The 13,957-nt window shown below is 60.6% G+C and carries 16 protein-coding genes and 1 tRNA gene; 8 read left to right on the forward strand and 9 right to left on the reverse strand.

What is annotated here, in order from left to right; all coding sequences use genetic code 11:
- The first annotated feature begins 65 nt into the window (after window positions 1-65).
- The 7 genes from N911_RS0105545 to lysA are packed head-to-tail and all read left to right on the forward strand — an operon-like array spanning window position 66 to window position 6,912.
- Window positions 66-533 (forward strand): TIGR00725 family protein, encoded by a 468-nt coding sequence (locus tag N911_RS0105545; protein WP_029895151.1) that lies wholly within the window; start codon window positions 66-68, stop codon window positions 531-533.
- Window positions 533-1,006 (forward strand): HIT family protein, encoded by a 474-nt coding sequence (locus N911_RS0105550; protein ID WP_029895153.1) that lies wholly within the window; start codon window positions 533-535, stop codon window positions 1,004-1,006. The genes N911_RS0105545 and N911_RS0105550 overlap by 1 nt, the downstream gene beginning before the upstream one ends.
- 24 nt (window positions 1,007-1,030) lie before the next feature.
- Window positions 1,031-1,441 (forward strand): lipopolysaccharide assembly protein LapA domain-containing protein, encoded by a 411-nt coding sequence (locus tag N911_RS0105555; RefSeq protein ID WP_029895155.1) that lies wholly within the window; start codon window positions 1,031-1,033, stop codon window positions 1,439-1,441.
- A gap of 15 nt (window positions 1,442-1,456) precedes the next feature.
- Window positions 1,457-2,569, forward strand: a complete 1,113-nt coding sequence (locus N911_RS0105560) for a tetratricopeptide repeat protein (protein WP_029895157.1) — start codon at window positions 1,457-1,459, stop codon at window positions 2,567-2,569.
- Window positions 2,569-5,217: a DNA mismatch repair protein MutS gene (gene mutS, locus N911_RS0105565; RefSeq protein WP_029895159.1), complete on the forward strand. Its 2,649-nt coding sequence runs from the start codon at window positions 2,569-2,571 to the stop codon at window positions 5,215-5,217. Before N911_RS0105560 ends, mutS begins: the two co-directional genes overlap by 1 nt.
- A complete protein-coding gene (locus tag N911_RS17375) occupies window positions 5,214-5,654 on the forward strand; it encodes a hypothetical protein (RefSeq protein WP_138774343.1) in 441 nt (146 codons plus the stop codon). Before mutS ends, N911_RS17375 begins: the two co-directional genes overlap by 4 nt.
- A gap of 13 nt (window positions 5,655-5,667) precedes the next feature.
- The gene (gene lysA, locus N911_RS0105575) at window positions 5,668-6,912 is read left to right on the forward strand and encodes a diaminopimelate decarboxylase (RefSeq protein ID WP_029895162.1); all 1,245 of its coding nucleotides are present in this window, start codon (window positions 5,668-5,670) and stop codon (window positions 6,910-6,912) included.
- Between the two features lie 97 nt (window positions 6,913-7,009).
- On the opposite strand, the gene N911_RS0105580 is transcribed toward lysA, so the two are convergent.
- The 6 genes from N911_RS0105580 to rimI all read right to left on the reverse strand — a co-directional run bounded on the left by N911_RS0105580 (window position 7,010) and on the right by rimI (window position 10,343).
- Entirely contained in the window at window positions 7,010-7,225 is a 216-nt protein-coding gene (locus N911_RS0105580; RefSeq protein WP_029895164.1) for a flagellar biosynthesis anti-sigma factor FlgM, read from the reverse strand.
- A gap of 193 nt (window positions 7,226-7,418) precedes the next feature.
- A tRNA-Leu gene (locus N911_RS0105585) sits at window positions 7,419-7,504 on the reverse strand.
- A gap of 8 nt (window positions 7,505-7,512) precedes the next feature.
- Entirely contained in the window at window positions 7,513-7,875 is a 363-nt protein-coding gene (gene secG, locus N911_RS0105590; RefSeq protein WP_029895166.1) for a preprotein translocase subunit SecG, read from the reverse strand.
- Between the two features lie 34 nt (window positions 7,876-7,909).
- Window positions 7,910-8,665 carry a triose-phosphate isomerase gene (tpiA, locus tag N911_RS0105595; RefSeq protein WP_029895168.1) on the reverse strand — a complete coding sequence of 252 codons (756 nt, stop codon included), beginning with the start codon at window positions 8,663-8,665 and terminating at the stop codon, window positions 7,910-7,912.
- Window positions 8,662-9,849 carry a phosphoglycerate kinase gene (locus tag N911_RS0105600; protein WP_029895170.1) on the reverse strand — a complete coding sequence of 396 codons (1,188 nt, stop codon included), beginning with the start codon at window positions 9,847-9,849 and terminating at the stop codon, window positions 8,662-8,664. Before N911_RS0105600 ends, tpiA begins: the two co-directional genes overlap by 4 nt.
- 20 nt (window positions 9,850-9,869) lie before the next feature.
- On the reverse strand, window positions 9,870-10,343 hold the full coding sequence (gene rimI, locus N911_RS0105605; protein WP_029895172.1) for a ribosomal protein S18-alanine N-acetyltransferase: 474 nt from the start codon (window positions 10,341-10,343) through the stop codon (window positions 9,870-9,872).
- Window positions 10,344-10,388: 45 nt separating this feature from the next.
- On the opposite strand from rimI, the gene N911_RS0105610 reads away from it, so the two are divergent.
- Entirely contained in the window at window positions 10,389-10,949 is a 561-nt protein-coding gene (locus N911_RS0105610) for an NUDIX hydrolase (protein ID WP_029895174.1), read from the forward strand.
- Here the strand turns inward: N911_RS0105610 and N911_RS0105615 are convergent.
- From N911_RS0105615 to N911_RS0105625, 3 genes are all read right to left on the reverse strand, one after another.
- A complete protein-coding gene (locus N911_RS0105615; protein WP_029895176.1) occupies window positions 10,946-11,734 on the reverse strand; it encodes an inositol monophosphatase family protein in 789 nt (262 codons plus the stop codon). The genes N911_RS0105610 and N911_RS0105615 overlap by 4 nt on opposite strands.
- Window positions 11,735-11,740: 6 nt before the next feature.
- The gene (gene mreB / locus N911_RS0105620) at window positions 11,741-12,763 is read right to left on the reverse strand and encodes a rod shape-determining protein (protein WP_029895178.1); all 1,023 of its coding nucleotides are present in this window, start codon (window positions 12,761-12,763) and stop codon (window positions 11,741-11,743) included.
- Between the two features lie 86 nt (window positions 12,764-12,849).
- The gene (locus tag N911_RS0105625; protein ID WP_029895181.1) at window positions 12,850-13,806 is read right to left on the reverse strand and encodes a GAF domain-containing protein; all 957 of its coding nucleotides are present in this window, start codon (window positions 13,804-13,806) and stop codon (window positions 12,850-12,852) included.
- Between the last annotated feature and the right edge of the window lie 151 nt (window positions 13,807-13,957).

Here is a 13,957-nt window from a genome sequence, read left to right on the forward strand (position 1 = left end):
CCGCCCTTGCCCTTCGGGGCTGGCGCGTGTATTGAATCCCTTTTCGCGCCATGCGGAGAGAAGAAATGAATCAGGAAAGATACATAGCGGTCATCGGCGACGGCAGCCACGCACCTCACGCTGAGCAAACCGCCAAGAAGCTCGGCCAAATGCTGGCGGATGCGGGATTCACCCTCGTTTCCGGAGGCCTCAAGGGCGTCATGAGCGCGGCCAGCGAGGGGGCCCGTGAACGGGGCGGGCACACCGTTGGCCTTTTGCCCGGGCTGGACCGCGAGGACGCCAACGAATTCATCGAGGTCCCCGTGGTCACGGGACTCGGCCATATGCGCAATTTCCTTGTGGTGGCCAATGCCGATCTGGTCATCGCGGTCGAAGGAGGCTGGGGGACGCTCTCCGAGCTGGCCCTGGCCAAGAAGATCGGCAAGACGGTCATCGCCATCGGCCGCTGGAGTTCAATCGATGGGGTTCTCCCCGCTGACGATCCGGCCATGGCGGTCGACCTCGCCAAAAAGTGTTTCGCGGAGGAATATTAATGGAGGTGCTTTGGGCGCCCTGGCGCATGGACTACATTCTCGGCCCCAAACCGGACGAATGCGTCTTCTGCCTGCCGGAAACCACCGAAGAAGACGAGGAAAGGCTTGTGCTCCACCGGGGCGAGCTTGCCTACGTCATCATGAACAAGTATCCATACAACAACGGCCATCTCATGGTCGCTCCCTTCAGGCACGCGAGTTGTCTGACGGAACTCAGCCGCGAGGAAGCCAACGAAGTCATGGAACTTGTCACACGCAGCGTCGACGCCCTGAACAGGGCCTTTTCCCCGGAAGGCGTCAACGCGGGGCTAAACCTCGGTGATGCCGCCGGAGCCGGCATCGCCGCCCACCTGCATTTCCAGATAGTCCCCAGGTGGAACGGCGACGCCTCGTTTATGGCTGTATTCGCTGAAACACGCGTCATCCCCGAACATCTGCTCGCCACGTACAACAAGCTCAAGCCGTTTTTTTAAGCCTTTCAAGCCAAGGAGAGAACCATGCGTTACATCAAGGTCCTGCTGCTCGCCCTGCTCTTCGTCGTGGCCATGATTTTCTTCATACAGAACACGCCGGTTCTCTCTCAGGATATTCAGCTCAAGCTGGAAGTCCTGCAGTGGAAGTGGGTTTCCGTGCCCATGCCTATCTACCTGTTTGTTCTCATCGCCTTTTTGGTGGGCGCCGTGCTGTCCACGCTCTACTTCCTTGTGGACAAGATTCGCTCCGGCTCGGAGTTGAAAGCCGCCCAGTCCAAGGCCAAGCGGCTTGAAGGCGAAGTGGCCGAACTGAAGAAAAAGCAGGAGACCGCTTCCTCCTTCTCTTCCTCCAGGCCGAGCTTCGGCTCTTCCGCCACCCCCGCCGCCGGTTCCTCGGATTCCTCTGGTGAGGACGAGGAACAATCCGGGGCCTAACGGACCGGAGACGGCATGGCGCCGTGGTCTTGTTTTCGGGACATCTTCGGGGAGGGGGCGGAGCACGAGGGGCTTGGCCTCCTGCCCACCAGCGAGGGATATCCCGATCCTTCCCGGGACACTCTGGCGGCCATAGGTGAATTGAGCCGGGCGGTGGAGAGCAACCCGGACGCCTTTGAAATCTATCTCGCCCTGGGAAACCTGTTCCGCTCCCAAGGAGAGCTTGAGCGGGCGGTCCATCTCCGCGGCAACCTCATATCCAAGCCGGGCCTTGAGAACCATCTCAAGGCCCGGGCTTTTTATGAACTCGGGCGCGACTACAAACGCGCCGGCTTCATGGATCGCGCCCTTGAGGCGTTGGGAAAGGCCGAGAAACTGGCCGACACGGATCCGATCATCCGCTTCGAGCTGGCTCGGCTGTATGCGGAAACCGGAGAAATGCGGCGAGCCGCGGATTTGTACGGCGAACTCGGGCACTCCCTGGCACAGGCTCACTACCTCGTTCGCTTGGCAGGAGAACGCTTCTCGCGCGAGGACGAGCAAGGCGGACGGGAGTTGTTAGACAAGGCGCTGGAGGTCTACCCGGGCGCGGTGGAAGCCTGGACCGAGTTGCTGCTGCTCGACTTGCAGACAGCCTCTGGCGAGGACATCGCGGAGAGGCTCCGCGCGGCGCTTGGGGAAGTTTCCGTCGACCTTCGTTTTGTCCTCCTGGAAATGCTGCTTCGCTTTCTGGACGACGGGGTGGGTGCGCCTCTGGATCAGCGGGCCGCGGAGCATCTTCTTGACGTGCTCCGCGAACGGGAACCAGCAGCCCTCATGGAGTACTATTCCGGGCTGATATCCCTGCGCTGCGGCATCCGCGACGAAGGGCTGGACAGGCTTGAGCGGGCCGTGGTTTTGCAACCGGATTTCTGGCCCGCGAGATTGGAACTGCTCTCCCTGACCCTGCCTGAGCAGGGAGTTGGTCCCGTATTGCGTGAGCAGTTGGACTTCTTCTTGTCCACGGCAAGGGCTGTCAAAAGATACGTTTGCCGTGTTTGCGGCCTGCGCAATCCCGGTGTGTTCTATGTCTGCCCCCGCTGCCAAAGCTGGCATTCCATCGGCTTTCGAATGCGTTTGAGCGAGTGATGACGTCAAAGACCAAGCTCACCCCCATGTTCGAGCAGTACCTCCGCATGAAGGAGGAACACCCGGATTCTCTGCTCTTTTTCCGCATGGGCGACTTCTACGAACTTTTTTTCGAGGATGCGGAAACCGCTGCCAGGGAACTGCAGATCGCCCTGACTTCCCGCAACCCCAATCAGGAGACCAGGGTGCCCATGTGCGGGGTGCCCCATCACTCCGCTGACAATTATATCAGCCAACTCCTGGGCAAAGGATACAAGGTGGCGGTCTGCGACCAGGTGGAGGACCCCAAGGAAGCCAAGGGACTGGTCAAACGGGCCGTGACCCGGGTGATGACCCCGGGTACAGTGACCGAGGAATCCAATCTCGACGCCAAAGACCACAACTACTTGGCCGCCCTGCTTTTTGACGCGGGCTCCGGCACCGGAGCGGTTGCCTGGATCGACTTCTCCACCGGCCAATGGAGCGGGTTCGAGTCCCGCAGCGAACCCGTCCTATGGCAGTGGCTGCAGAAAATGGACCCCTCCGAGGTTTTGCTTGCGGCCGGCACCGAGCCGCCAACCCAGTTCGCCGCTTCCGTGCGCGGGGCAACCCACGTGCCCCCCGGGGCCTTCTTCGACCGCAAGGGGGCGGAGCGCAAACTCATGGAGGCCCAGGGGGTGACGGATCTGTCCGTGCTGGACCTGGCCGACAAGCCCCAGCTGGTGCGTGTTCTGGGCGGCCTGCTTACCTATCTCCGGCAGACGCAGATGCAGGACCCCAACCACCTGGGCACGTTCCAGCCCCTGAACCTGGGCAAGTTCTGCATCATTGACGAGATCACCGAGCGCAACCTGGAAATCTTCCGCACCCTGGATGGACGAATAGGTAAGGGAACCCTGCGTCACGCCGTGGACCAAACCCTCACGCCCATGGGCGGCAGACTGCTGGAGGAGCGGCTGAAGCGTCCCTGGCGGGACCCCGCGCCTATACGGCGGAGTTTGGACGCGGTGCAGCGCTTGGTGGATCGGCCGGACCCGCGGGCGGAACTTCGCTCACGACTTGGTGAAGTCTTCGACCTTGAGCGACTCTCCACGCGCGTTTTTCTGGGGCGGGCCACCCCCAAGGACTTGGCGGCCCTGCGCCACAGCCTGAGCCTGCTTCCCGGTCTGGCCGAAACCCTCCGGCGCGAGGCGGACGAATCTCCCCTGCCCGAGGCCATGGCCAAGATGGATCGGGACTGGGACGACATGGCCGACATCCGCGAGCTGCTGGAATCCGCACTGGTGGACTCCCCCCCGCCGGTCATTACTGAGGGGGGGCTCTTTCGAAAGGGGCATAGCGAGGAGCTGGATGAGCTGATCCGCCTCACCGACGAAGGCGAGGGGCTTGTCTCCGAACTGTTAAGGCGAGAGCGGGAACATACAGGCCAGCCCAAGCTGAAGCTCGGCTTCAACAAGGTATTCGGCTACTACTTCGAGCTTTCCCGCAGCCAGGCTGGCGAACTGCCCGGGCGGTTCAACCGACGGCAGACGCTGGTTAACGCGGAACGATTCATCACCGACGAACTCAAGGAGCTTGAGGAAAAGCTGCTCAGCGCCTCGGACCAGCGGCGCGACCTGGAATACTCCCTGTTCATCGAGCTTCGGGAAAAGCTGGCCCGCGTTCGACCGCGATTTCTGGCCGTGGCCCGGGCCGTGGCAGAACTGGATCTCTGGCAGGGACTGGCCGAAGTGGCGCACTGCCAGGACTGGACCCGCCCAGCACTCACCCCGGAGCAGGAACTCCGCGTGCGCTCCGGCCGGCATCCCGTGGTGGAGGCGGTGCAAGGCCGGGCCGGATTCGTGCCCAACGACCTGTCCATGGAGCCCGACTCGCGCCTTCTTATCATCACAGGGCCCAACATGGCGGGCAAATCTACTGTATTACGGCAGGCTGCCCTCATCGCCCTGCTCGCCCAGGTAGGCTCCTATGTGCCAGCCTCAGAAGCTACCGTGGGACTGGTGGACCGCATTTTCTCCCGTGTGGGCGCCTCTGACAACCTGGCCCAAGGACAGTCCACCTTCATGGTGGAAATGACCGAAACGGCCCGCATCCTGCGGCAGGCCACCAAACGCAGCCTGGTTATCCTGGACGAGATTGGCCGGGGAACCGGAACGTTCGACGGCATGGCCCTCGCCTGGTCCGTTGTTGAGGAGCTATCCAGGCGGGGAAGCGGCTCCATCCGAACCCTTTTCGCCACCCATTACCATGAATTGACAGTGCTCGAAGGGCATGTGGAAGGGGTGCGCAACTACAACATCGCGGTCAAGGAATACAAAGGCGAGATGATCTTCCTGCGCCGACTGGTCCCCGGCCCGTCCGACAAAAGCTACGGGGTGGAGGTTGCCAAACTCGCCGGAGTGCCGCACAACGTGGTGCAGCGCGCCAAGACCATTCTGGGGGAGCTCGAGCGGTCGCGTGGCGAGGATTCAACCGCATCCCGCGCGGCTTTTGCCCGCCAAGCTCTTCTTCCCGGTCTGGCGCCCCCTGTGGAGCCGTCCGGGGATGGTACCGGCGACGAGGAACACCCCGTCCTGTCGGAATTACGGGGTCTCTCGGTTGACGGTATCTCGCCCATGGCAGCGCTGCAACTCATCTATCAATGGAAAGACAGGCTGGACACCCAATGAGAATGTTTCGCTTCGCCCTGCTCCTTCTTTTTGTCGTGGCCCTCCTGGGCTGCGGGGCCAAGAAGCCGCCACGTGTGGCAACCGGTGAGGACATCTTCACGATTCAAGGAGCTACAGCGGTGCGCCAAGGGCCATGCGCCCTTCTGACAGCCCGCCTGGAGGGGGCTGTGGAACGGCTGGATTCCGTGGCCCTGCGAGTTGAGGACATGACCCTGAGCTGTCCCACCTGCCCGTTCCAGCCGCGCGAGCGATACGTGTACGAACTGGACGACCCGCGCCTGAACTTGGCGAATGGTCGCCTCGAACTGAGTTACTGCGGGCTGGAAGGTGGCAGGGAATACCGCTTCCAGCTTGAGGGAGTGAATGAACTGCGAGGTGTCACTCCGGGTATTTCCCAGGTTATGGCGCCCGGCACCGCTGACGAAAAAACACCTTGAGGAGCAATTTCGGATGAATCATTTCCAATACCGCGACGGAGTCCTGCACGCGGAAGAGGTGCCGGTGCGCACCCTTCTGGAGGAGTATGGTTCCCCCCTGTACATTTATAGTTCTGCCACATTCCGCCGCCATTTCAAGGCGTTCGATTCGGCCTTCGAGGGGCTCGACCACCTGACCTGTTATTCGGTCAAGGCTAACTCCAACGTCCATATTCTGAAGATGCTCGGTGAGATGGGCGCGGGCACGGACATCGTCTCCGGCGGGGAATTGCACCGGGCCATGGCCGCGGGTATCAAGCCAGAAAAGATCGTTTACTCCGGCGTGGCCAAGACCGCCCTTGAGATTAGACAGGCGCTGAGTGCGGGCATTCTCATGTTCAACGCGGAATCCCTGGACGAACTGCGCCTCATCGATTCCGTGGCCCGCGACATGGGTAAAGTGGCTCCGGTCGCCCTGCGGATCAATCCCGACGTGGATCCGCAGACCCACCCCTACATCTCCACAGGCATGAAAAAGAACAAGTTCGGCCTGGACATGGAGACCGCTCTTGAAGGGTACCGCCTGGCCAAGGACGCCGAGGGGCTGAACCCCATCGGCATTGATTGTCACATCGGCTCGCAGCTCACCTCCATCGCCCCCTTCCTGGAAGCCCTGGACAAGGTGCTTGCCTTTGTGGAGCGGCTCAAGGAGATGGGGCTTGAATTGAGCTACATGGACCTCGGCGGCGGCCTGGGGATCACCTACGACGAGGAAGAGCCACCGCATCCCAAAGAGTTCGGCCAGGCGTTGAGCGAACGGCTCAAGGGTGTGGGGTTGAAGATCATCCTCGAGCCCGGGCGTGTCATCGCGGGTAACGCCGGTATTCTGGCATTCCAGGTTATCTACACCAAGGAATCCGAGATCAAGAAGTTCCTCATTGTGGACGCGGCAATGAACGATCTTGTCCGTCCTTCCCTGTACGGCTCCTACCATCGCATCGCCGAAGTGGAACCCAAAGGGAGACCGATGGAGACCGTAGACGTGGTCGGCGGCATCTGCGAAACCACAGACTTCCTGGCCAGTGACCGCGACCTTCCTTGGGCTGAACAAGGCGAATACCTGGCAGCCTTTTCCGCAGGGGCGTACGGCTTTACCATGGCCTCGCAGTACAACTCACGGCCAAGGCCGGCCGAGGTTCTGGTGGATGGTGACTCCTCGCGCCTCATCCGCCGCCGAGAAACCTACCAGGACCTCATTGCGCCCGAAACCAACTTGTAACGAGGCTTCGAAAGAGTACGCGCAAGGCCCCGGCTCCAAGCTTGGAACCGGGGCCTTTCACCTCTCCAGGGGATGAGTCTCTCAAGGACAAAGCGGGCTAGTCATCCTCCTCCCCTTCTCCGGACAGCTCGTCCACGACGTTGAGCAGCCCCTCGGAGAGGAGTTCGTCAGCCACGATGTTCAGCAGAGGTTTGTACTTGCCCTCCTGAACCTGGCTCTTGAGGCGGGCTATGCGTTCGCCCCGCTCCTCCTCGCTTTCCAGTCCACGAGGTATCGCGGCATGCGCGTCTTGCCCAGGATGCCAGTCTTCCATGCTTGTATCCCTTGTCATTACCTATCGGGATACGGGGTCGGCATCTTTAGGCTGAATCGCCATCGCGAAAAGGCATGCGAATTGGGAGCAATGCCTTGGAACACACGCGCGCCGGGGATTTTCCAGGGAAACGACAAAATACCACGAAAGAAAAAAAGGACCCGGAGTTATCCGGGTCCTTTTAGGGAATATATGGTGCGGAAGGGGGGACTCGAACCCCCACGGCTTGTGGCCACTACCCCCTCAAGATAGCGTGTCTACCTGTTCCACCACTTCCGCGGTCCATCTTACTGAGAAGTCTGCTCACCGCCATCGGTTTCGGAGTCCTCGAAGAGAACCTCGGGCTTGGGCTGGTCCTCGTCTTCTTTCACTTCCTCTTGGGAGGCGGGCATGCTGCGCATCATGATGGAGTCGTTGGACAGGGCCTGCACACCGGTGAGCTTGTTGTAAGCAAGGGAGGTGAGGAGAAAGGCCACCGCCAGAAACGCGGTGATCTTCACCAGCAGTCCTCCGGCGCCGCCACCCCCGAAGGCGGACTCACTGCCGCCGCCGAAGATGACGCCCATTCCTTCCTTGCCGGTTTGCAGCAGCACCACGGCGACGAGGAAGAGGCAGATGATGATGTGTATGGTCAGAACGAGTCCGCTCACGAAAAAATCCTGTGCGCTTTTGCGGATGATGTCATCAGGCCGGCACAATGCCGCTGAAACTGTCCGCTGCCAAAGAGGCGCCTCCTACCAAGACTCCGTCAACATTGTCAAGCTCCATTATCTGTTCGGCATTGGCTGGCTTGACGCTTCCACCATAGAGAATAGGTATCTGGTCGGCGGTATTGCCCAGTAATTCCCTTAGCTTGACGCGAGTCTGCGTGTGGGCTTCGGAAATCTCCTCCGGTCCGGCCACTTCGCCCGTGCCGATGGCCCAGACGGGTTCGTAGGCCACAGCAAGGCTTTCCGGAGCCACGTCTTCGTTCACTCCGGCGAGTCCGGCCTCGAGCTGCCGGGAGATGACTTCCTCGACCTTGTCGGCCTTGCGTTCCTCCAGCTTTTCGCCGATGCAGAGCACCATGCGTAAGCCCTTTTGCAGTCCAAAGGCGACTTTTTCCCCCACCAGCTCGTCCGATTCGCCAAATACCCAACGGCGCTCGGAGTGTCCGGCCAGAGCGTAGGAGCAACCAAGATCCAGCAGCATTTCCGGGGAAACTTCACCGGTAAATGCGCCTTCGTCCTTGGGGTGGAAATTCTGCCCCCCCCAATAGTAGCCGGGCCGCCCGGAAAGGACCGCCGCCACGGCCTGGATCGCGGTGAAGGGGGGGAAGATGAGCACCGAACGATCCCCGGCCAGCTTGCCGTCCAGCAACCGCACAACCTCCCTGGCCGTTTCCTCGGCCTCGGTGGCCGTCTTGTGCATCTTCCAGTTGGCGGCCATCAGCTTTTTCATTGGGAACACTCCCGTAGCGCTTTGAAGGCGGGCAGTTCCTTGCCTTCGAGAAATTCAAGAAAGGAGCCTCCCCCTGTGGAGATGAAGCTGAACCTGTCCGCCAATCCGGCCTTGTGCACCACCACGTCGGTATCGCCTCCGCCCACCACGGTGGTGGCGCCCTCCAGCTTGGCCATTGCCTCGGCCAGAGCCAGGGAGCCCTTGGCGAAGGCGGGGTTTTCGAAAACGCCCATGGGGCCGTTCCACATGACAGTCTTTGCTTTGCCGAGCACGGACTGGAACTTTTCAATGGTTTTCGGACCTATGTCCAGGGCCATTTTGCCGTCCGGAATGGCAGAAGCATCCACAGCTTCGCCGGGATTCTCGTCCTCGACCGATTCGCCCAGAACAACGTCCACGGGCAGATGGACCTTCACGCCCTTGGCCTCGGCCCGCTCCAGAATGCCTTTGGCCGCGTCCACCAAGTCACGCTCCACCAGAGAGGAACCGGTTTCATATCCCTGAGCCAAGAAGAAAGTATTGGACATGGCTCCGCCGATGATCAGTTCATCCACCGTGTCCAGAAGGTTTTGCAGCACCTCCAGCTTAGTGGAAACCTTGGCTCCGCCGGACACGGCTACATACGGATGCTCGGGGTTCTGCAGGGCTTCTCCCAGGTATTGCCACTCCTTCTTCAGCAGCAACCCTCCGCAGCATCGGTCCATGAACTGGGTCACGCCCACGTTGGAGGCGTGGGCCCTGTGGGCCGTTCCAAACGCGTCGTCCACATAAACCTCGGCAAGGGAGGCGAGGGCTTTGGAAAATCCGGGGGCATTGGCCGTTTCGCCCTCATGGAAACGCAAATTCTCCAACAAAAGGATACGGCCGGGCTGCAGTTTGGACGCCATGTCGGCCACTTCGTCCCCCACGCAGTCGGGGGCCATGAGCACTTCCGTGTTCAACAGGTCGCCGAGATGTCCGGCCACTGGTTTGAGGGAAAGCTCCGGCACCGCCTTTCCCTTGGGCTTGCCCATATGGGAACAAAGAATCAGGGCGGCACCCTGCTTCAGGGCGTGTCGGAGGGTGTCAAGGCTTTGCACAATCCGGTTGTCGTCCTGAATGACGCCGCCCTTGATGGGAACGTTGTAATCCACCCGTATGAGCAGCTTCTTGCCCGCGATGTCCATTTCGTCGATGAAGAGCATGAAAGGGAGCCTCGCTCGGTTTAAGAATTGATGGTAAGCCGCATGAGCAACGCGTCTTCCCCCGTGTCGGGGTAATATCCCTTTCTCCGCCCCACCCGGGAGAATCCGAAGGAACTGTACAGCCCCACCGCTGGCGCGTTGCTCTCCCGAACCTCCAGCAACATTGATTGTATGCCCATTTCCTTCGCCGTTTGCAACATCCCACCCAGCAGATGGCGGCCCAGGCCACCGCCCCTGTGCTCTTCGCGCACGGCGATGTTGATCAACTCCCCTTCTCCCGCTACGGCATAAAACGAAGCATATCCCACTAGATTTTCCAAGCGGTCCAACAGACCGTAGACGTGCAGCACCCCCTCCCGCAACCCCAGGGCGAGCTGTTCCTCGGTCCAGGGATGGCTGAAGCAGCCGCGTTCGAGTTCGGCCAGACGCGGGGCGTCTTCTTCCCGCATGCGCTCGATTCGATAGTCCCGACGTCTTGTCTTGTCCGTGTTCATGGGCTAATCTGGTATATCTTCACTGCATTCGTCAGGTCCATTCGCATGCGAGACGAACCTCCAGACGCCGCCTCCGGGCCACTATCCCCTGACGATGAATTCATCGACGTTGTGGACGAGAACAACGCCCCCCTGGCTGTTCTGTCCCTGCGCGAGGCGCACCGGCAGACGCTTTACCACCGTTCGGTGCTCGTCCTTGTCTACAATTCACGGGGCAAGGTATTCCTGCAGAAACGTTCCCTGGGCAAGGATCGCTACCCGGGCAGATGGGACATTTCCGCCACCGGACATGTGCGCTCCGAGGAGTCGCTGCACGACGCCGCCGTGCGTGAATTGTACGAAGAACTCGGCATCAGCGTTTCCTCCCTCAGGCGAGTGGGCGAGGTCGAGGCCGGACCGGAAACGGGTTACGAATTCGTGACCCTGTTCTCCGCCGGCGTGGTCTCCACCGTTCTTACGCCAAATCCCGATGAAGTCCTGGACGGCTACTTCTTCGACGACAGCGAATTAAGCTGCCTGGTGGAGCAATTCAGGGAGTTGCTCACACCTGGGTTGGTCCATTTCTGGGAAAAGGGGCTCATTTTCGGGAAGGCCGCCGAGGCTTAGGCGTCCAGGAGGAGCAATTCGCTCAATTCCCTGTGTATTCGCCCGTTGGTGGCCAGGATTTCCTTACTGCCGAAAGCGTACGGTGTCTCCTCCCGGAAAGTTGAAACGCGCCCGCCTGCCTCTTCCACCAGCAGCCATCCAGCGGCCGTATCCCATGGGTTGAGGGCGTATTCGTAGAAGCCGTCGTACCTTCCGGCCGCGAGATAGGCCAAGTCTATGGCCGCGGAGCCGGGACGACGCACTCCCTGGACGATGACGAGCAGCCGCCGGAGATGAGCCGTGATTTGGTCCACGTATTCTTCGATCGCATAAGGAAAACCGGTGGCCACCACGCTCTCCTGCAGAGTCTGATTATCCGTAACGCCGATGGGGCGGCCGTTGAGGAACGCCCCACCACCTCGGGACGCGGAGAATATCTCGCCAAGCATGGGTGCGTGGATAACGCCGAGCTCCACCCTCCCCTCTCGCCACAGGGCGATGGAGGTGGCCACGAACGGAAAGCCGTGGGCGAAGTTGGTCGTGCCATCCACCGGGTCGATAACCCAGGTCAGCTTCGAGGCGTCGGCATCCGGGGCGGTCTCCTCGGCAAGAAAGTCAGCCTCTGGCAGCAGCCCGGCCAACCCTTTCTTGAGATACTCCTCCACCCGCACGTCGGTTTCCGTAACCAAATCGATGCGGCCCTTGTGGCGCACGTCTTTGGTCCGGTCCCAGTCGTGGCGTATGATCTCCCCGGCCCCTTCGGCCAGGTCGATCATGCCAAGGAGAATGGCGGCGGAATCGACCATAGGAAACTAGTTGATGAAGACGCCCTTGAACTTATCCTCGCTGGACATGGTGCGCCCCGTTCCGCGCACGACGGTGGTCAAGGGGTCCTCGTCGATGACCACGTGCAACTGGGTCTCTTTGGCGATGAGCTTGTCCAGTCCCTTGAGCAGCGCCCCGCCGCCAGCAAGCAACAGGCCGTTGCGGGCAATGTCGCCCACCAGTTCGGCCGGGGTTTTCTCCAAGGCGGTCCGGGTAGCCCGGACGATGGTGGTCACTGGCTCGTGGATGGCCTCGCGGATCTGCCCGTCTTTGATGGTCACTGATGTGGGCGTACCGTTGACCACGTTCTTGCCCGGAACCTCCATGGTCAGTTGCTCGTCCAAGGGATAAGCGGAGCCTATGGCCATCTTGATTTTTTCGGCCATGTTTTCGCCGATGAGAAGTTGAAACTGGTCCTGGAGATAGCGCTGGATGGATTCGTTGAGCTCGTCGCCCGCTACACGGACGGACTCGGCATAGGCGATGGCCGAGAGCGAGATGACCGCCACCTCGGTTGTGCCGCCGCCTATGTCCACCACCATGTTGCCGATGGGCTCCTCGATGGGCAGTCCCGCGCCGATGGCCGCGGCCATCGGCTCCTCCACCAGTTTCACCTCGCGCGCGCCCGCCTGTTGGGCGGACTCGATGACCGCCCGCTTCTCCACCTGGGTGATTCCAGTGGGCACGCAAATCACGATCTTGGGCTTTATGATGTTCAGCCCGTGGATGACCTTGCGAATGAAGAAGGAGATCATGGCCTTCGTCACCTCGAAGTCGGCGATGACGCCGTCCTTGAGGGGACGCACGGCGCGGATGCGCTCGGGAGTGCGGCCCATATACTCCTTGGCTTCCTTGCCCACGGCGATAATCTTGCCCTCGCGGTTGTCCAGGGCCACTACGCTGGGCTCGTTGAGCACGATACCGTCCTTGCCGGTGAACAGCAGGGTGTTGGCCGTGCCGAGGTCCATGGCCAGATTCTTGCCGAGAAAGCCGAACAGACGGTTGAACATGCAGATTCGCTCGCTTGCTCAGGAGGGGTGGAGGGAAAAGGGTGAACGGAAAACGCTCATATTGGGATTAGGTAGTATGCCCAAGCTCAACCGGAGGTCAAACGATTTTTAAGATACAGGTTTTCAAGGAAAAGCGAAACATTCGAAGCCGCCATTTCCAAAAAGGTCCTCAGGCCGTCGTCAACGCAGCGCGGCCGCTCGTCCGCCAGCACCAGCACCCCGCGGGTTTTTTTGTGCACCAGCAGAGGCAGGCAGGTGAGACTGTTAAACGGCGCGGTGGCGACCTCCTTACCGAATAACGCGGTCTTGGACGCTTTTTCCCTGCCGCCTGCGAATACAGGGGAATTGTGCTTGAATACCCAGCCGATTGTTCCAGAATTCATGGAAAAGGCGTTGCGCTCCACGTTGCCCTGGAACGGGTCGCAGGTGGCCCCCTCCAGGAAGTAGCCGCTGCCCGTATCGTCTCGAACCGCCAGAAAGCAGCACCCCATGCCTGTTGTCTCCGCGAGAATACCTAGCAGGGACTCCAGGAAGGAGGACCAGCGAAGATGCTTCTCGCGAAGGGCGAAAATGGTTTCCAGGGCCCGGTAGTACCTGTGCTGCTCAAAATCCGATTGCATGCGGCAGATGTCGCGGTTGAAGCCGGAGATGAGCTGGGCGAACTGGTGGAGGATCTTCTGGTCCTTGTCGCTGAAGGAATAGGTGCGCTTGCTGTCCAGGCACAAGGCGCCCTCCCCGTTATCCAGCGGGCAACCCATGAAGGCCCTGATGCTGGCTTCTTCGCCAGGCTCGTAATAGCCGAGCACGCCGCGTTTCTGATCGAAGTTGTTGATGAGAAGCGGTTTTCGATTGCGAATAATCCAGCCGGCCAATCCCTGCCCCGGGGCAATGCGGGCGCCGCAGCGCACGCGGTCGGAAAGGCTGAAGAAGGCCTGCAGTCCGAACTCCTCTTTTCCCTCCGGGAGAAAGAGGACCGCCGAGTGGGCGTCGAAAACATTGCAAATGATGCCAAGCAGGTGCTGGCAGGTATCCTGAACAGGCATGATATCTTGAGGCCGTCCCAGGGGCGGCGGGTTCGCGTCCATGGTGTCGCTCGGTCCGCGCGGCTATGCCGCCGTCGCGCCGAAGCAACGTATCACATGGATAGAAAAAAGGCGAAGGAGGTGTCAACGAATCCCCGGAAAAGTCGGCTCT

Origin of the sequence: Desulfohalovibrio reitneri, assembly GCF_000711295.1 — a bacterium.
Classification (GTDB): Bacteria; Desulfobacterota; Desulfovibrionia; order Desulfovibrionales; family Desulfovibrionaceae; genus Desulfohalovibrio; species Desulfohalovibrio reitneri.

Excerpts from the sequence above, each read along its gene's own strand:
- N911_RS17375 (WP_138774343.1), top strand. The coding sequence starts at position 5,214 with ATGAGAATGTTTCGCTTCGCCCTGCTCCTTCTTTTTGTCGTGGCCCTC.
- N911_RS0105600 (WP_029895170.1), bottom strand. The coding sequence starts at position 9,849 with ATGCTCTTCATCGACGAAATGGACATCGCGGGCAAGAAGCTGCTCATA.
- N911_RS0105545 (WP_029895151.1), top strand. The coding sequence starts at position 66 with ATGAATCAGGAAAGATACATAGCGGTCATCGGCGACGGCAGCCACGCA.
- N911_RS0105580 (WP_029895164.1), bottom strand. The coding sequence starts at position 7,225 with ATGGAAGACTGGCATCCTGGGCAAGACGCGCATGCCGCGATACCTCGT.
- lysA (WP_029895162.1), top strand. The coding sequence starts at position 5,668 with ATGAATCATTTCCAATACCGCGACGGAGTCCTGCACGCGGAAGAGGTG.
- N911_RS0105550 (WP_029895153.1), top strand. The coding sequence starts at position 533 with ATGGAGGTGCTTTGGGCGCCCTGGCGCATGGACTACATTCTCGGCCCC.
- N911_RS0105625 (WP_029895181.1), bottom strand. The coding sequence starts at position 13,806 with ATGCCTGTTCAGGATACCTGCCAGCACCTGCTTGGCATCATTTGCAAT.
- mreB (WP_029895178.1), bottom strand. The coding sequence starts at position 12,763 with ATGTTCAACCGTCTGTTCGGCTTTCTCGGCAAGAATCTGGCCATGGAC.
- mutS (WP_029895159.1), top strand. The coding sequence starts at position 2,569 with ATGACGTCAAAGACCAAGCTCACCCCCATGTTCGAGCAGTACCTCCGC.
- N911_RS0105555 (WP_029895155.1), top strand. The coding sequence starts at position 1,031 with ATGCGTTACATCAAGGTCCTGCTGCTCGCCCTGCTCTTCGTCGTGGCC.
- rimI (WP_029895172.1), bottom strand. The coding sequence starts at position 10,343 with ATGAACACGGACAAGACAAGACGTCGGGACTATCGAATCGAGCGCATG.
- N911_RS0105615 (WP_029895176.1), bottom strand. The coding sequence starts at position 11,734 with ATGGTCGATTCCGCCGCCATTCTCCTTGGCATGATCGACCTGGCCGAA.
- tpiA (WP_029895168.1), bottom strand. The coding sequence starts at position 8,665 with ATGAAAAAGCTGATGGCCGCCAACTGGAAGATGCACAAGACGGCCACC.
- N911_RS0105610 (WP_029895174.1), top strand. The coding sequence starts at position 10,389 with ATGCGAGACGAACCTCCAGACGCCGCCTCCGGGCCACTATCCCCTGAC.
- N911_RS0105560 (WP_029895157.1), top strand. The coding sequence starts at position 1,457 with ATGGCGCCGTGGTCTTGTTTTCGGGACATCTTCGGGGAGGGGGCGGAG.